The following is a 16431-nucleotide window of genomic DNA, read 5'->3' as shown; positions in this document are numbered from 1 at the left end:
GGCGAGCCGGACCGGCGGCCCATGCGCACCGCCGGCCGCCACGAAAGCGCAAAGTCGGTCAAGCATTCGCCCGGGCGGGGCGCAGGGCGTCCATCGCTCCCGGAGCGCCGGCGCCGCGCGGAGCCGCGGCACCGGCCTGGCATTCCTCAGACCAGCTGCAATTCGAATGCCTTGAGCACCGCGCGCGTGCGGTCGCGTACGCCGAGCTTGCTCAGGATGTTGGAGACATGGTTCTTGATCGTGCCTTCGGCCACGCCCAGGGAGTTGGCGATCTCCTTGTTCGAAAAGCCCCCCGCCATCAGCCGCAGGATTTCCGTTTCCCGCTCGGTCAGCGGATCGGGCCGGTCGAGGCTGACGAAGTCGTTGCGCATGTGCTCCAGGCCCGAAAGCAGGCGCTGGGTCATCGCGGGCTGCACCAGCGAGCCGCCGTCGGCCACTGCCTGGATCGCGCCGACCAGTTGCTCCAGCGACACATCCTTGAGCAGGTAACCCTTGGCGCCGGCCTTGAGGCCGGCCAGCACCAGCTGGTCGTCGTCGAAGGTGGTCAGGATGATCGTCGGCGGCAGCGAGTTCGTGCGCGCCAGCGCCTGCAGGGCCTCCAGGCCGGACATCACCGGCATGCGCATGTCCATCAGCACGACGTCCGGCTGGATCTGCGGAATCATGTCGACGGCCTGCTTGCCATCGCTGGCCTCGGCGACGACCTCGATGCCTTCGGCCAGGGCCAGCAGGGAACGCACGCCCTGGCGCACCAGGGTCTGGTCGTCCACCAGCAGCACACGGATGCTCTTTTCACTCATGCAATCGCTCCTTCGCTTGCGGCCAGGGTGGCCGAGGCCGGCAGGGTCAGCCGCAGGCGGAATCCCGCTTCGGGGTGAGGCCGGGGTTGGGTTTCGATGCGCAGGTCGCCGCCGTACTGGAGCAGGCGCTCGCGCATGCCGCGCAAGCCGTTGCCCGCCACCAGTGCATCGGCGCCGCGCCCGTCGTCCCGCGCGTCGACGACGATGTTGCCACCCTCGCGCCGCGCATGGATCCACAGGTTGTGCGCATTGGCGTGGCGCACCGTGTTGGTGATGATTTCCTGCGTGCAGCGCAACAGCACGTGCGCACGCTCGGGGTCGTCCAGGGTCAGCGGCGCCTCGATGTCCATGTGGATGTCGAGGGCCGGCACGTTCTCCGACAACGGCTGCAGCGCCGCCGCCAGGTCGATCGCCCCGCCCTCGCGCAGTTGGCTGACGGCTTCGCGCACGTCGGTAAGCAGCAGCTTGGCCAGCGTATGCGCCTGCTGGACGTGCTCCCGGGCCCGCCCTTCCGGCGCCAGGTGGCCGGCGACCTCCAGGTTCAGGCTCAGCGCGGTGAGGTGGTGGCCCAGCAGGTCGTGCAGTTCGCGCGAAATGCGGGTGCGCTCGTTCACCCGCACGCTCTCGCCCAGCAGGGCGCGGGTGGCCCGCAGTTCGGCATTGAGGCGGCGCTGCTCCTCGCGCGCCTCGGCCTGCTGGCGGGCGACCAGGGCGGTGACGAAGACGAAGCTGGAAAACCCCAGGTACAGCAGCGACTGCAGCACACCGATCATCGGCGGGAAGTCGAGCGCGTTGACGAACACCGGGACGGTCGCGAGGTTGCTGCCGATCAGCCAGGCGACACCGACCGGCAGGCGCAGCAACCAGGGCAGCAAGCCGGCCAGCACCATCAGCAGGATGCTGCCCAGGCCGGAGCCGGAGAAGTAACTCACGCCGATCGCGCAGGCCGTCAGCACCAGCAGCAGCGCGTGGTCCGCGAATCCGGGGCGGCGCTGGCCCAGCGAACGGGTGATCCACCAGTAGACGACCCCGAACACCAGGTACACCGCCAGCCAGCGCAGGATGCGCAGACTCAGCACTTCGCCCGGCTCGGGCGGGACGAAGCTCGGATCGAGCCAGACGTTCAGCAGCCACAGCCCGACCGCGGCCCAGGTGAAAAGACCGGCGTAACGGAGCAGGCGCGAATGGTTGAGGCGGGAAAGCATGAACCCATGCTAACCACTACCTGCTGTAGGGGAGCCGTCCGAAAGTCATGCAACGGCCCAGTGACCGGCCGGGATCTCCGGGGATCTGCGTTGGGATCGGCAGGGCGGTGCGGTTCGCGGCCTGCTGCCGCCCATGCGATAATTCCCCATCCGGTGGCACAAGGGCCGCCCCGGACAGAACCATGGAGTCACGACGAAATGTCGATCGTTGTCCGCGACGTGCGTGAGCACGAGCTGGATTCCGTCCTCGCTCTCAACAACGCCGCCGGACCCGCCATCCTGCCGCTGGACGCGACCCGACTGCGCCAATTCTTCGACCACGCCGAGTACTTCCGTGTCGCTGAGCGCGACGGGACGCTGGTGGGTTTCCTGATCGGCATGGGCTCGGGTTCGCAGCACGACAGCAGCAATTTCCGCTGGTTCTGCGAGCGCTATCCGGAATTCTTCTATATCGACCGCATCGTGGTCGCCAGCCGCCGTCGCGGCGGCGGCGTCGGGCGGGCGTTCTACGCCGACGCGCAGAGCTACGCCGAACTGCGCTACCCGCACATGGCGTGCGAGGTATTCCTGGACGGCACCAACGACCCGGTGCTGCTGTTCCATGGCAGCTTCGGCTTCCGCGAGGTGGGCCAGCACGTGATGGAAGAAACCGGCGTGCGCGCGGCGATGCTGATGAAGCCGCTGTGCAGCTACCCGTGGGTGCAGGAAAACTACGGCGACGCCCTGCCCAACGTGCCGTGGCTGACCCGGCCGCGCACCCCCATTACCCACGTCGCGCCGCGCGCGACCGGAACCTGCCCGTGAGCGTGGCGGTCGACTACGAGCTGGCCGGCGATCTCAAGATCGGCCAGGTAGGCATCGCCAACCTGCGCATCCGCAACCTCGACGTCCCGCGTCTCGTCGAAGAGATGCGCGGCCGCGTGCAGCGCGCGCCCAAGCTGTTCGCGCGCGCGGCGGTGGTACTCGATTTCGGCGGCCTGACGCAGGCGCCGGACGTCGACACCGTGCGCCAGCTGATCGACGGCCTGCGCGGTGCCGGCGTGCTGCCGGTGGCCCTCGCCTACGGCACCAGCGAGATCGAGCGCCTGTCCGAGCAACTCGGCTTGCCGCTGCTGGCGAAGTTCCGCGCTTCCTACGAACGCGATGGCGACGCCGAGGTGCCGTCGGCACCTCCGCCGGCACCCCGCGGGCGCACCGACGCCGCGAAGCCCGACCCCGCGCCGGCCGCGCCCGCCCAGCAGGCACCCACCGCGCCGGGACTGATCCATTCCACGCCGGTGCGCTCGGGCCAGCAGGTCTATGCCGCCAACCGCGATCTCAGCGTGCTGGCCAACATTGGCGCCGGCGCCGAAGTGATGGCCGACGGCTCGATCCACATCTACGGCCCGCTGCGCGGCCGCGCCCTGGCCGGCGCGCAGGGCTGGAACCAGGCGCGCATCTTCTGCCGCGAATTCCACGCCGAGCTGGTCGCCATCGCCGGCCACTACAAGGTGCTCGAGGACATCCCCAAGGACCTGCGCGGCAAGGCCGTGCAGATCTGGCTGGAGGGCGAGGACCTGAAGATCGCCAAGCTAGACTGATCCACCGACGCCGGGCCTGCCCGGCGTTTTTGCTGTAAATAGTCACCACAAGAGCGCGGGCCTCGAAGCCCGGCATTACAAGAAGAACGGCGGCACCTCCGTGCAGGAGCCCGCCGTCGAAAACAGGACTGGGAGAGAAAACTTGGCAGAAATCATCGTAGTCACCTCGGGCAAGGGCGGGGTGGGCAAGACCACGACCAGCGCCAGCGTCGCCTGCGGACTCGCCCGCCGCGGCCACAAGGTCGCCGTCATCGACTTCGACGTCGGCCTGCGCAACCTCGACCTGATCATGGGTTGCGAACGTCGCGTGGTGTACGACTTCGTCAACGTCATCAGCGGCGAAGCCGCGCTCAAGCAGGCCCTGATCAAGGACAAGCGCTTCGACAACCTGTTCGTGCTGGCCGCCTCGCAGACCCGCGACAAGGAAGCGCTCACCAAGGAAGGCGTGGAGAAGGTGCTCAAGGACCTGGCCGACGACGGCTTCGATTACATCGTGTGCGACTCGCCCGCCGGCATCGAGAAGGGTGCGTTCCTGGCGATGTATTTCGCCGACCAGGCCGTCGTGGTGGTGAACCCGGAAGTGTCCTCGGTACGCGATTCCGACCGCATCCTCGGCCTGCTGTCTTCCAAGACCCGGCGCGCCGAGAACGGCGAGCGCGTGAAGGAGTTCCTGCTGCTCACCCGCTACAGCCCCAAGCGCGTGGAAACCGGCGAGATGCTCAGCGTCGGCGACGTCGAGGAAATCCTCGGCCTGAAGACCATCGGCGTGATCCCGGAATCGGGTGACGTGCTCAACGCCTCGAACAAGGGCGAGCCCGTCATCCTCGAATCCGAGTCCGATGCCGCCCAGGCCTACGACGACGCGGTTTCGCGCCTGCTCGGCGAGGATCGTCCGATGCGCTTCACCCAGGTCGAGAAGAAGGGATTCTTCAGCAAGATGTTCGGAGGTTGAGATGGGTCTGTTCGATTTCCTCGTCGCGAAGAAGCCCACCGCCTCGATCGCCAAGGACCGCCTGCGCATCATCGTCGCGCACGAGCGCAGCGGCCGCGGCACCAGTCCGGACTACCTGCCGATGCTGCAGCGCGAACTGCTGGAAGTGATCCGCAAGTACGTGAAGGTCGACGACGAAGCGGTGAAGGTCGACCTGATCGGCGAAGGCGACAACAAGGTGCTCGACATCTCCGTCGCCCTGCCGGAGCATCCGGCGCAAGCCTGATGCCCTCTCCCCTGCGTCCGGCGCGCAGGGGACTTCGCGGTTGCAGATGCTTACCCTCGCCGACATCGCCATCCCGGACGTCGTCTCGCTGCTTGCGCGCCACGAGCTGCAATTCCAGCTCGTGCCCGACGGCGAGGCGATCCCCGGCAGTTATTGGGGCGAATGCGAAGCTGGACTGATCGGCTCCATCGTCTACGCCCGGCGCGACACGCCGGTGCATTCGCTGCTGCATGAGGCGGCGCACCTGATCGTGCTGCCGCCCGAGCGCCGCTCCCAGGTCCACACCGACGCCACCGACTCGGTGGAGGAAGAGGATGCGGTGTGCGTGCTGCAGGCCCTGCTCGGCGACGAACTGCCCGGTGTTGGCCGCGATCGCGTGCTCGCCGACATGGACGAGTGGGGCTACACCTTCCGCCTGGGCTCGGCCCGCGCCTACTTCGAACATGACGCCGAGGCCGCCTGGCGCTGGCTGGCCGCCCGCGGCCTTGTCGATGCGCCGCACGCCTGCCTGGCCCGCCCCGCCGGCTGACGGCATTTGCCGATCGTGGGGTCGCGACCGGCATCACTTGCAGGCCCCGCCCTGCCCACACTAGCCTCGCGGTTCTCGCGCCCGGCCCGGGCGCCCGCAGAGGATTCGCCGTGAACCACCGTCATGCCCTGCTCGCGCTCGCCGTAGCCGCGGGCCTCACCTTGTCGGCCTGCAAGAAGGAACAGGCCCCCGTGGAAGCGGCGAAGGCGCCGGAGGGCGAGACCGCCGACCAGTTCGTCGCGCGCGTCAACGAAGAGATGCGCAAGATCTACCCGGAGCTCAACGCGGCCCAGTGGACGTCGTCGACCTACATCAACGGCGACACCGAGATGCTCACGGCGAAGGCGAACGAGCGCTTCCTGTCGCAGCTCAACAAGTGGATCGACGAGTCGCGCAAGTTCGAGGGCCAGAAGATGTCGCCCGAGACCGCGCGCGCGATCAAGCTGCTCAAGCTGTCGGTGGCGATGCCGCCGCCGAAGGACCCGAAGAAGCTGGAAGAACTCACCGGCATCGCCACCCGCATGGAAGGCATGTACGGTTCGGGCGAGTACTGCAAGGGCGAAGGCAGCGCGCGCAAGTGCCGCCAACTCGGCGAGCTCGAGGACGTGTTGCGTGACCCCGCCGCCAGCTACGAGGAACAACTCGACGCCTGGCAGGGTTGGCACACCATCGCCCAGCCCATGCGCAAGGACTACACGCGCTTCGTCGAGCTGGTGAACACCGGCGCCAAGGACATGGGCTTCGCCGACACCGGCGAGCTGTGGCGTTCGGGCTACGACATGACGCCGGCGCAGATCGCGGCCGAAACCGACCGCCTGTGGCTGCAGGTCAAGCCGCTGTACGAACAGCTGCACTGCTACACCCGCACGCAGCTGGAGAAGAAGTACGGCGAGCAGGGCCACGTGCAGGGCGGCATGCTGCCCGCACACCTGATGGGCAACATGTGGCAGCAGGACTGGGGCAATTTGTGGCCGATCCTGCAGCCGTACAGCGACGCCCAGGCCGGCAGCCTGGACATCACCAAGGCGCTCAAGGACGCGCGCGACGCAAAGGAAGGCGCGCTGCTGCGCGCCCTCGACCACGAAGCCACCTACGACGAGCGCAGCGACATAGCGCGCGAGGCCGACCTGGCCGAAGCCAAGGAAATGACCGAGCGCGCGCAGGACTTCTACGCCTCGCTCGGCATGCCCAAGCTGCCCGAGAGCTACTGGACCAAGACCCAGTTCGTGAAGCCGCGCGACCGCGACGTCGTCTGCCACGCCAGCGCATGGGACATCAACATGCAGGGCGACGTGCGCACGAAGATGTGCATCAAGCCGAACGAGGAAGACTTCACCACGATCTACCACGAGCTCGGCCACGTCTACTACTACCTCGCCTACAACGACAAGCCGCCGATCTTCCAGCAGGGCGCGCACGACGGCTTCCACGAAGCCATCGGCGACACCATCGTGCTGTCGATGACGCCGGCCTACCTGCAATCGATCGGCCTGGTCGGCCAGCAGACGCCGAGCAACGAAGGCCTGATCAACGCGCAGATGCGCATGGCGCTGGCGAAGGTGGCGTTCCTGCCGTTCGGCCTGATGATCGACCGCTGGCGCTGGGGCGTGTTCGATGGCTCGATCAAGCCCGACCACTACAACCAGGCGTGGTGGGACCTCAAGGCCAAGTACCAGGGCGTCGCGCCGGTGGCCGCGCGCGGCGAGGACTACTTCGATGCGGGCGCGAAGTACCACGTCCCGGGCAACACGCCGTACACGCGCTACTTCCTGTCGCACGTGCTGCAGTTCCAGTTCTACAAGGCGTTGTGCGACGCCTCGGGCTACAAGGGCCCGCTGCACGAATGCAGCTTCTACGGCAACAAGGCCGCCGGCGCCAAGTACCAGGCGATGCTGAGCAAGGGCGCCAGCCAGCCCTGGCAGCAGACGCTGAAGGAACTGACCGGCAGCGAGAAGATGGACGCCTCCGCGGTGCTCGAGTACTTCTCGCCGCTGCAGGCCTGGTTGAAGCAGCAGAACGAAGGCAAGACCTGCGGCTGGAATGCGGAAGCGGCCAAGGCCGCCACCGCACCGTCCGCGCAAAAGCCGGCGGCCGGTTGAGCCGCGAGCGTCCCACCAAGCAAAAGGCCGGCACATGCCGGCCTTTTGTTTTGGACGGCACCTGTAAGGCGAGTTACCGCGCGACTGCCGCCGTTTGCCCGAAAAGGATCCTGCGCTCCTCCTCGGAGATGGTGCTGCGGCCCTCGTACGGAGGCGCCACGCCCTGGTACGCGCGCACCGTGGCCGGACGGGCCTTGATGGCTTCGAACCAGCGCTTGAGGTCGGGGAAGTCATCCAGGTCCTGGCCGTGCGGCGCGTACGGCACGATCCACGGATAGATCGCCATGTCGGCGATGGAATAGGCATCGCCGGCGACGAAGTCGCGGCCGGCCAGGCGCCGGTCGAGCACGCCGTACAGGCGGTTGGTCTCCTTGACGTAGCGCTCGATCGCGTACGGAACCTTTTCGGGTGCGTACACGACGAAGTGCCCGTTCTGTCCGGCCATCGGCCCCAATCCACCGACCTGCCAGAACAACCACTGCAGCACGTCGGCGCGGCCGCGTGGATCGGACGGGATGAAGCGGCGGGTCTTCTCGGCGAGATACAGCAGCATCGCGCCGGACTCGAACAGCGTGACCGGCGCGCCGCCATCGGCCGGCGCGTGATCGACCAGCGCCGGGATCTTGTTGTTGGGCGAGATGGCGAGGAATTCCGGCGTGAACTGCTCGCCCTTGCCGATGTTCACCGGGACGATCCGGTGCGGCAGGCCGCTTTCCTCCATGAACAGCTTGAGCTTGAGGCCGTTGGGCGTGCCCCAGTAGTACAGGTCGATCATCGTTGCTCCAGAGTTGAGAGTTCCCGCGCGGAGTGAGGGCCCAGCGCCGCCATGCAAAGGGCCCTCCCCGGCTCACTGTGTTGCGCGGACGTGCCGGCACGCTATCCGCTTCTTGCGACGCCGTCAGCTTGCCTTGCGCGCACGCCCGCGCGGGAGCCAGATTCGGGCACTTTCCCGGAACCAGTCGGGCGCGCAGCCGCTGGCAGCGGCTGCGGGCGCGGAGCCATACTCGGCGCATGAACCGACTCGACGCCGCCCACGACCTCGCTCCGCAACCGCTCGACCACGCCACGGCCCTGCCGGCACGTTTCTACGCGGACCCAGCCATCGCGACGATCGACCGGCGCCTCATCTTCGATCGCGGCTGGCAGTTGCTGGCGCACGTGTGCCAGCTGCAGAACGCCGGCGACCACGTGGTCGGCGATTTCGCCGGCCTGCCGGTGATCGCCGTGCGCGGCGCCGACGGCCAGATCCGCGCGTTCCACAACGTGTGCCGCCACCGCGCCGGCCCGCTCGCGCAGTGCGACGGCCTGGCCGCGCGCTCCCTGCGTTGCCGCTACCACGGCTGGACCTACACGCTCGAAGGCACGCTGCGCTCCGCGCCGGAAATGGGCACCGCACCCGACTTCGACGTATCGCAGGTCCAACTGCCGCAACTCGCGCTGCGCGTGTGGCAAGGCCTGGTGTTCGCGGCGGTGGACGAAACGCGGGCACCGGCTTTCGACGAATTCACCGCGGGCATCGATGCGCGCATCGGACCGGACCAGCACCTGGAGCGCTACGGCTACCACAAGCGCGTCGGCTACGACGTCGCCTGCAACTGGAAGGTCTACATCGACAACTACCTCGAGGGCTACCACGTCCCGCACGTGCACCCGGGGCTGAACAAACTGCTCGACTACCGCAACTACGTCACCGAAACGGCGCGCTGGCATTCGCTGCAGTTCAGCCCGCTGGTCAGCACCGGCACGCCGGGCCCGTACGGGGACGGCGGCGGCGACAGCGAGGCGCTGTACTACTGGCTGTGGCCGAACACCATGTTGAACATCCTGCCCGGCCGCCTGCAGACCAATCGCGTCGTGCCCAAGGGCGTCGACCGCTGCCGGGTCGAGTTCGACTTCTACTTCACGATGGACGAGTCGGACGAGGCCGCGGCGCGGCGCTTGTCGGACCTCAACTTCAGCGACGAAGTGCAGTTCGAGGACCTCGGCATCTGCGAGGACGTGCAGCGCGGCATGGCGTCTGGCTCCTACGTGCCGGGACGCCTAAACCCGTTGCGCGAGAACGCCGTGCACCACTTCCACGAGTTGCTGCGAGAGGTCTACCGCAGCGACGACGGCGCCTGAGACCGGGGCGAAACGCTAGAGCGATTCGCCCGGCACGGTTTCGGTTTCGCAGGACGGTGCCTGCAGCGGCTTGGACACTCGCCGCTCCCAGGTCCAGAAGCCGAACGCCAACAACAGGAACAGCGTGGCCACGCCCACCATCCACGGCACGTGCGCGCTGATCAGCGGCGAGAGCACGCCGGCGATCAGCGCGTTGAGCACGAGGCTGGTGAACGCCTGCAGCGACGAGGCCGACCCGCGCTGGCGCGGATACATGTCGAGGATGGCCAGCGTCACGATCGGAAACACCAGCGCGATGCCGAAGGCATTGAGCGAAATCGGGATCACCGCCCACGGCACCGTCGCCCTCTCGACCAGCAGGGTGTAGGCGAAATTCAGCAGCATCGCGATCGCGCTGGCGATGAAGCCGATGCGCACCAGCTTCTCGCCACTGACCTTGCCGGCGAAGCGGCCCGACACGAACGATCCGGTCACCATGCCGGCGATCATCGGCACGAAGAACCAGCCGAACTCGCTCTCGCCCAGGCCGAGGTGGTCGACCACGAAGGCCGGCGCCGAGGAAATGAACAACCACAGCGCGGCGAAGTTGAACGCGCTCGCGGCGGCCAGCCGCTGGAAGCGCGGGTTGGCGAAGATCGCGGCGTAGTCACGCAGCAACGGCCCCGCGCGCAGCGGCAGGCGCGCCTCCTTCGCGTGCGTCTCGGGCAGTCCCCACCAGGTGACCACGAGCAGCAGCACCGAGAACGCCGCGAGGAACCAGAAGATCACCGGCCATGCGCTCCAGCCCAGGATCCAGCCGCCGATGATCGGGGCGATCGCCGGCGCGATGCCGAAGATCATCGACACCTGGCTCATCAGCCGCTGCGCGGCTTCGCCATGCAGCACGTCGCGGATCACCGCGCGGCCCACGATCAGGCCCACGCCCGACGAAAGGCCCTGCAGCGCGCGGAACGCCAGCAGGGTGGTCAGGTCGCGCGACAGCGCACACCCGATCGAGGCGAAGGTGAACACCACGAGTCCACCGATGATCACGCGCTTGCGCCCGATCGCGTCCGACAGCGGTCCGTGCACCAGGCTCATCAGCGCGTAGGCGACGAGATAGGCGCTGATGGTCTGCTGGATCTGGAGCTTGTCCGCGTCCAGCTGCGCGCCGATCGCCGGGAACGCCGGGAAGATCGTGTCGATCGAGAAGGGGCCGAACATTGCCAGGCCGCCCAGCAGCAGGGCGAAGCGGCGAATGGAGATGGTGGAGGCAGAGGTGGTCATGGATTTCGAGCTTGGTCTTGCTGGATGTTGCTTGGAGCCGCGGCTTCGAACCGCAGCCTGGGGATTGCGTGTCCGATGACGCCTGCGCGGCCTCGTTCGTAGCGCGGCTCAATCGCGGGCCGGCGGGCCTTTCAACTCCACCAGGTTGCCTTCCGAATCGAACAGGTACTGCGAAGGCCCCTCGCCTTCGGCACCGTAACGCGACCCGAAGTCGCCAATGCGGACGCCATGCGCCTGCAGGTGGCGGACGATCGCATCGCGGTCGAACGGCTCCGCGCGCAGGCACAGATGGTCCATGTTGCGGCCCTCGGTGCCGGGCGCGGCACCGCCCATGGCGCCGAGCTTGCCGTCCACGCGCACGAGGTCGATCAACGACTGCCCGGCGCGCAACTGGACCAGGCCGATCGCATCCTGGCGCCGCTCCAGCGTGCAACCGAGCACGTCGCAGTAGAAGGCGACCATCGCGGCCTCGTCGCGCACGCGCAGCACCACGTGGTCGATGTGACGCAGCGAGAAAGGGAGCGTGCTCATGCGGCCATCCGTGCGCGAGGGGGCGCCAGCATATCAAGCGACGCGCATCCGCTGTCCTGGACAGGCACCTGCGGCGCACGTTGCGTTGCGATGCGTGCAGCGCAGGCGTCGCGACATGGCCGCTGGCACGCGGATTCGCCGGGCGCGCGCAGGTCACGCGAGGCGGCGGGCAAGCACGATGGCGCTTACGGCCGCTTCCACGACCAGCAGGCGGACCAGTAATCCAAAACCGGAGCCATGCCCGGATCGAGTGGCACGCGTGTCACGAAACGCCGCGGACGGTTAATGGAAGCTCCACATCCCGGCGGCTACCTTGCCCCCCATGCCCCCCCAGCAGACGCCAACACGCGGCGTACCGGCCCGACGCCGCGTCCGCCGCCTCATCACGGAGCTTCGCATCCTGCGCACCGCGATGGACGAGCTGTCGGCTTTCGTCTACGCCAAGGACCTGGCGGGCAGGTACACCTTCGCCAACCGCGCCACGCAGGCGTTGTATGGCGTCGCTCCCAACGAAGTCCTTGGCGCCGACGACTCCCGCTTCTGGGACATGTCGCGCTCCGGGGACCTCAGGCGCAACGACCGTCGCGTGATCGAACACGGCCTGCGCCTGGAATCCGAGGAACAGATCGCCTTGATCGACAACGAGCCGCGCACGTACTTCAGCATCAAGGCGCCCGTCCGCGACGCGCGCGGGCGCATTACCGGCGTGGCCGGCGTGTCCACCGACATCACCCACTTCAAGGAACTCGAATCCGAGCTGCTGCAGAAGAACGCACTGCTCGAATCGTTGCTGGAGAACGTGGACGCCTGCATCTACACCAAGGATCGCGCCCGCCGTTACACCTACGCCAACGCGAAGATGGCCATGGTCGTGGGGCGCGATCCGCAGGAACTGATCGGGCGCGCCGACGAGGAGCTGGTGCCTCCGGAAGTCGCCGCCAACTGGCGCGTGCTCGACGACCGCGTGTTCGCCACCGGCGCGAAGCAGTCGGGCGAGCAGATCTCGACCTCCTCGCATGGCGAGATCCGCCACTTCTGGGTGGTGCAGATCCCGCAGCGGGACAGCCGTGGCGAGATCGTCTCGCTGCTCGGCATCGCCACCGACTTCACCCAGTTCTACCGGCTCAAGGAGGAACTCGCGCGCCAGGCCACGACCGACGAGCTGACCGGCGTGCGCAACCGCCGCAGCCTGCTGGAAACCGCGCGGCAGGAATTCTCGCGCGCGACCCGGTACAGCCAGCCCCTGTCGGTGCTGATGCTCGACATCGACCACTTCAAGGCGATCAACGACAGCTACGGCCACGACGTCGGCGACAAGGTCCTGCGCGCGGTCGCCGATGCGTGCCGCCGTGAGTTGCGCGACAGCGACATCCTCGGCCGCCTCGGCGGCGAGGAATTCGGCGTCGTCCTGCCCAGCACGACGCGGGATGGCGCCGTCGCCGTCGCCGAACGCCTGCGTTCGCACATCGATGCCATGCGCCTGGGCGGCGATTGGGGCAGCGACATCGCGCCTAAGGTCAGCGTCGGCGTGGCCTGCATGCAGGGCACGACCCGGATCGAGGCGGTGCTCAAGCTGGCCGACCAGGCCCTGTACGCCGCGAAGGCAGCCGGGCGCAACCGCGTGTGCACCGCCGACAGCCTGGGCGTGCCCGGCGAGCCGTCCGGCATCGCGACCACCGCGACGTAACGGCCTCGAACGCGACCTGGCCGACCCGAACCGCGCTCTGCCGCGCGGTGGCGAGCATCCCCGTCGCACGGCGCGTGCGGCAACCTGAACGGCCTCGCGGCCCGCCCCGCGCCGCCGCTGCCCGGAACTGCTCACGTACTGGAGTCGCGGTCGGCCGACCGCCTCGAACCGGTATAATTTGCGCTTCCACGCACACGGTGGGAGAAGCGGACCCGGGCCCGGCCCGTACCATCCGCTGCCGAAGGCGCAACCGCCCGGAATCGCTCAGGCCCACGTACTTCCGTGTTGCGAAAACTCTGGAGAGACCGGCTCGCAGCGCCTTCCACAGGCATCGCGAGAACCGGCGCCGAAGGGGCAAGAAGCATCGCTCGGGAGACCTCCCCCTCCCGCGGGCTTCCAAACTCTCAGGCAAAAGGACAGAGGGGCACTCCACGTGCGACTTGCGCACGCCCGGCTTCAATCAAGCCAACTACGGATGCCCCATGAGCCAGACCACGCCCTCGCTGCGCGCCCTCGAACACCACGACGCCTTCCTCGAGCGCCATATCGGACCCAACGACGCCGAGATCGCGCACATGCTGCGCGTGGTCGGCCACGACTCGCTGGAAGCGCTGACCGATGCGATCGTGCCCGGCTCGATCAAGTCCGCCGCGCCGCTGGCACTGCCCGCACCGGTCAGTGAAGTCGAAGCCATCGCCCAGATCCGCGCCATCGCGGCGAAGAACCAGGTATTCAAGTCCTTCATCGGCCAGGGCTACTACGGCACGCACACGCCGAACGTCATCCTGCGCAACATCCTCGAGAACCCGGCGTGGTACACGGCGTACACGCCGTACCAGGCGGAGATCTCGCAGGGCCGCATGGAAGCGCTGATCAACTTCCAGACGCTGTGCGCCGACCTCACCGGCATGGAGATCGCCAACGCCTCGCTGCTCGACGAGGCCACCGCCTGCGCCGAGGCGATGACGCTGGCCAAGCGCTCGTGCAAGTCGAAGTCGAACGTGTTCTTCGTGTCGAACGGCGTGCACCCGCAGTCGCTCGAAGTCATCCGCACCCGCGCCGAACCGCTGGGCATCGAAGTCCTGGTCGGCAATGACGCCGACGCGATGAACGTCGACGCGTTCGGCGTCATGCTGCAGTACCCCAACACCTTCGGCCAGGTCGGCGACTACAAGGCGCTGGCCGATGCGGTGCACGCACGCGGCGGCCTGGTGTCGGTCGCCACCGACCTGCTCGCGCTGACCCTGATCGCCGCGCCGGGCGAATGGGGCGCGGACATCGTGGTGGGCAACTCGCAGCGCTTTGGCGTGCCGTTCGGCTTCGGCGGCCCGCATGCCGCGTTCATGGCTTGCCGCGACGCCTACAAGCGCTCGATGCCGGGTCGCCTGATCGGCGTGTCGGTCGACGCCGAAGGCAAGCCGGCCTATCGCCTCACCCTGCAGACGCGCGAACAGCACATCCGCCGCGAGAAGGCCACCTCCAACATCTGCACCGCGCAGGTGCTGCTGGCGGTGATGGCTTCGATGTACGCCGTGTACCACGGCCCCGAGGGCCTGGTCCGCATCGCGCGCCGCACCCATCGCCTCGCCGCGATCCTCGCCGCCGCGCTGGGCAAGGCCGGCGTCAACGTCGGCCCGGACTTCTTCGACACCCTGCACGTCACCGGCATCGACGCCGCGGCCGTGCACGCCAAGGCCAAGGCCGCGCGCATCAACCTGCGTGCGATCGATGCGAACAGCGTCGGCATCAGCCTGGACGAGACCACCACCCGCGCCGACGTCGTCGCGTTGGCGGCGCTGTTCGGCGCCGACGCCTCGGACATCGACGCGCTCGATGCCGCCACCGCGGATGCGATCCCGGCCGGCCTCAAGCGCACCTCGGCGTTCCTCACCCACCCGGTGTTCAACACCCACCACAGCGAGCACGAACTGCTGCGCTACATGCGCGCGCTCGCCGACAAGGACCTGGCGATGGATCGCACCATGATCCCGCTGGGCTCGTGCACGATGAAGCTCAACGCCACCGCGGAAATGATCCCGGTGACGTGGCCGGAATTCGGCAACCTGCATCCGCTCGCCCCGGCCGACCAGGCCCAGGGCTACAAGGAACTGATCGCGGGCCTCGAAGCGATGCTGGTCGAGTGCACCGGCTACGACGCGGTCAGCCTGCAGCCCAACTCCGGCGCGCAGGGCGAATACGCCGGCCTGCTCGCCATCCGTGCCTACCACCGCTCGCGCGGCGACGACAAGCGCGACATCTGCCTGATCCCCGACTCCGCGCATGGCACCAATCCGGCCTCGGCGCAGATGTGCGGCATGACCGTGGTCGTCACCAAGACCGACGCCAACGGCAACGTCGACGTCGAGGACATCCGCCGCAACGCGGAGAAGTACAGCGACCGCCTCGCCGCGATCATGATGACCTACCCCTCCACGCACGGCGTGTTCGAGGAGGAAGTCGTGGAGATTTGCGAGATCATCCACAAGCACGGCGGCCAGGTGTACACCGACGGCGCCAACATGAATGCCCTGGTCGGCGTGGCCAAGCCGGGCAAGTGGGGCTCGGACGTCTCGCACCTCAACCTGCACAAGACCTTCTGCATTCCGCACGGCGGCGGCGGCCCCGGCGTCGGCCCGTGCGCGGTGAAGTCGCACCTCGCCCCGTTCCTGCCGCGTGCACTGGGCAGCGACGGCGTGCGCACGCAGGGCGTTGGCAGTGGCGACGTCGGCATGGTCAGCGCGGCCAGCTTCGGCTCCGCCTCGATCCTGCCGATCAGCTGGATGTACATCGTGATGATGGGCGCCGAAGGCCTGCGCAAGGCCACGCAGGTGGCGCTGCTCAACGCCAACTACATCGCCAAGCGCCTGGAAGCGCATTACGAGACCCTCTACACCGGCCGCAATGGCCTGGTCGCGCACGAATGCATCCTCGACCTGCGCCCGCTCAAGGACAGCACCGGCGTGTCGGCCGAGGACGTGGCCAAGCGCCTGATCGACTTCGGCTTCCACGCCCCGACCCTGAGCTTCCCGGTCGCCGGCACGTTGATGGTGGAACCGACCGAGTCCGAATCGCAGCACGAACTCGACCGCTTCATCGACGCGATGATCCAGATCCGCGACGAGATCCGCGCCGTCGAGGAAGGCAAGCTGGACCGCGAGGACAACCCGCTCAAGAACGCGCCGCATACCGCGACGGCCGTGTCGGCGAGCGAGTGGACGCACGCCTACCCGCGCGAGCTGGCCGCCTTCCCGCTGCCCTCGCTGAAGCAGCAGAAGTACTGGCCACCGGTCGCGCGCGTCGACAACGTCTACGGCGACAAGAACGTGATGTGTGCATGCATCCCTGTGGATGCATACAAGGACGAAGTCGAGGCGTAAGCCGAGGCCCGAGGCCCGG

General features: G+C 67.9%; 14 protein-coding genes and 1 riboswitch. Of the genes, 9 read left to right on the top strand and 5 right to left on the bottom strand.

Annotation, left to right across the window (positions count from 1 at the left end; translation table 11 throughout):
• Window positions 1-146 precede the first annotated feature (146 nt).
• Together BP05_RS14720 and BP05_RS14715 are read right to left on the bottom strand one after the other, a co-directional pair.
• Window positions 147-800, bottom strand: coding sequence for a response regulator (locus tag BP05_RS14720; protein WP_496364781.1), 654 nt, complete (start codon window positions 798-800; stop codon window positions 147-149).
• Complete coding sequence (locus tag BP05_RS14715; RefSeq protein ID WP_496364779.1) at window positions 797-2005, bottom strand: sensor histidine kinase; 1209 nt, start codon at window positions 2003-2005, stop codon at window positions 797-799. Before BP05_RS14715 ends, BP05_RS14720 begins: the two co-directional genes overlap by 4 nt.
• 198 nt (window positions 2006-2203) lie before the next feature.
• Here BP05_RS14715 and BP05_RS14710 point away from each other — a divergent pair, with 198 nt between their 5' ends.
• The 6 genes from BP05_RS14710 (at window position 2204) to BP05_RS14685 (ending at window position 7430) form a co-directional block, all read left to right on the top strand.
• A complete protein-coding gene (locus BP05_RS14710; protein WP_496364777.1) occupies window positions 2204-2809 on the top strand; it encodes a GNAT family N-acetyltransferase in 606 nt (201 codons plus the stop codon).
• Window positions 2806-3585, top strand: a complete 780-nt coding sequence (gene minC, locus BP05_RS14705; protein ID WP_496364775.1) for a septum site-determining protein MinC — start codon at window positions 2806-2808, stop codon at window positions 3583-3585. The genes BP05_RS14710 and minC overlap by 4 nt, the downstream gene beginning before the upstream one ends.
• 142 nt (window positions 3586-3727) lie before the next feature.
• Window positions 3728-4537, top strand: a complete 810-nt coding sequence (gene minD / locus BP05_RS14700) for a septum site-determining protein MinD (protein ID WP_496364773.1) — start codon at window positions 3728-3730, stop codon at window positions 4535-4537.
• A 1-nt stretch (window position 4538) separates the two neighbouring features.
• On the top strand, window positions 4539-4802 hold the full coding sequence (gene minE, locus BP05_RS14695) for a cell division topological specificity factor MinE (RefSeq protein WP_496364771.1): 264 nt from the start codon (window positions 4539-4541) through the stop codon (window positions 4800-4802).
• Window positions 4803-4848: 46 nt separating this feature from the next.
• The gene (locus tag BP05_RS14690) at window positions 4849-5331 is read left to right on the top strand and encodes a hypothetical protein (protein ID WP_496364769.1); all 483 of its coding nucleotides are present in this window, start codon (window positions 4849-4851) and stop codon (window positions 5329-5331) included.
• A 110-nt stretch (window positions 5332-5441) separates the two neighbouring features.
• On the top strand, window positions 5442-7430 hold the full coding sequence (locus tag BP05_RS14685) for a M2 family metallopeptidase (protein ID WP_496364767.1): 1989 nt from the start codon (window positions 5442-5444) through the stop codon (window positions 7428-7430).
• A 73-nt stretch (window positions 7431-7503) separates the two neighbouring features.
• Here the strand turns inward: BP05_RS14685 and BP05_RS14680 are convergent, their stop codons facing one another.
• Complete coding sequence (locus tag BP05_RS14680) at window positions 7504-8205, bottom strand: glutathione binding-like protein (RefSeq protein ID WP_496364765.1); 702 nt, start codon at window positions 8203-8205, stop codon at window positions 7504-7506.
• Between the two features lie 236 nt (window positions 8206-8441).
• Here BP05_RS14680 and BP05_RS14675 point away from each other — a divergent pair, with 236 nt between their 5' ends.
• Window positions 8442-9551, top strand: a complete 1110-nt coding sequence (locus BP05_RS14675) for an aromatic ring-hydroxylating oxygenase subunit alpha (RefSeq protein ID WP_496364763.1) — start codon at window positions 8442-8444, stop codon at window positions 9549-9551.
• Window positions 9552-9566: 15 nt separating this feature from the next.
• On the opposite strand, the gene BP05_RS14670 is transcribed toward BP05_RS14675, so the two are convergent.
• Together BP05_RS14670 and BP05_RS14665 are read right to left on the bottom strand one after the other, a co-directional pair.
• Entirely contained in the window at window positions 9567-10817 is a 1251-nt protein-coding gene (locus BP05_RS14670; RefSeq protein ID WP_496364761.1) for a multidrug effflux MFS transporter, read from the bottom strand.
• A gap of 108 nt (window positions 10818-10925) precedes the next feature.
• Window positions 10926-11348, bottom strand: coding sequence for a VOC family protein (locus tag BP05_RS14665; RefSeq protein ID WP_496364759.1), 423 nt, complete (start codon window positions 11346-11348; stop codon window positions 10926-10928).
• A gap of 322 nt (window positions 11349-11670) precedes the next feature.
• Here BP05_RS14665 and BP05_RS14660 point away from each other — a divergent pair, with 322 nt between their 5' ends.
• Together BP05_RS14660 and gcvP are read left to right on the top strand one after the other, a co-directional pair.
• Window positions 11671-13035, top strand: a complete 1365-nt coding sequence (locus BP05_RS14660) for a sensor domain-containing diguanylate cyclase (protein WP_496364757.1) — start codon at window positions 11671-11673, stop codon at window positions 13033-13035.
• A 286-nt stretch (window positions 13036-13321) separates the two neighbouring features.
• Window positions 13322-13465: riboswitch (glycine riboswitch) on the top strand.
• Between the two features lie 52 nt (window positions 13466-13517).
• On the top strand, window positions 13518-16412 hold the full coding sequence (gene gcvP, locus BP05_RS14655; protein ID WP_496364755.1) for an aminomethyl-transferring glycine dehydrogenase: 2895 nt from the start codon (window positions 13518-13520) through the stop codon (window positions 16410-16412).
• Window positions 16413-16431: the final 19 nt, after the last annotated feature.

This window comes from Lysobacter oryzae DSM 21044, from assembly GCF_059568595.1.
Note: the sequence above shows the minus strand (reverse complement) of the source record. Positions and strands in the feature narration are given on the sequence as shown.

Excerpts from the sequence above, each read along its gene's own strand:
- BP05_RS14720 (WP_496364781.1), bottom strand. The coding sequence starts at position 800 with ATGAGTGAAAAGAGCATCCGTGTGCTGCTGGTGGACGACCAGACCCTG.
- BP05_RS14715 (WP_496364779.1), bottom strand. The coding sequence starts at position 2,005 with ATGCTTTCCCGCCTCAACCATTCGCGCCTGCTCCGTTACGCCGGTCTT.
- BP05_RS14710 (WP_496364777.1), top strand. The coding sequence starts at position 2,204 with ATGTCGATCGTTGTCCGCGACGTGCGTGAGCACGAGCTGGATTCCGTC.
- minE (WP_496364771.1), top strand. The coding sequence starts at position 4,539 with ATGGGTCTGTTCGATTTCCTCGTCGCGAAGAAGCCCACCGCCTCGATC.
- BP05_RS14690 (WP_496364769.1), top strand. The coding sequence starts at position 4,849 with ATGCTTACCCTCGCCGACATCGCCATCCCGGACGTCGTCTCGCTGCTT.
- BP05_RS14680 (WP_496364765.1), bottom strand. The coding sequence starts at position 8,205 with ATGATCGACCTGTACTACTGGGGCACGCCCAACGGCCTCAAGCTCAAG.
- BP05_RS14675 (WP_496364763.1), top strand. The coding sequence starts at position 8,442 with ATGAACCGACTCGACGCCGCCCACGACCTCGCTCCGCAACCGCTCGAC.
- BP05_RS14670 (WP_496364761.1), bottom strand. The coding sequence starts at position 10,817 with ATGACCACCTCTGCCTCCACCATCTCCATTCGCCGCTTCGCCCTGCTG.
- BP05_RS14665 (WP_496364759.1), bottom strand. The coding sequence starts at position 11,348 with ATGAGCACGCTCCCTTTCTCGCTGCGTCACATCGACCACGTGGTGCTG.
- BP05_RS14660 (WP_496364757.1), top strand. The coding sequence starts at position 11,671 with ATGCCCCCCCAGCAGACGCCAACACGCGGCGTACCGGCCCGACGCCGC.
- gcvP (WP_496364755.1), top strand. The coding sequence starts at position 13,518 with ATGAGCCAGACCACGCCCTCGCTGCGCGCCCTCGAACACCACGACGCC.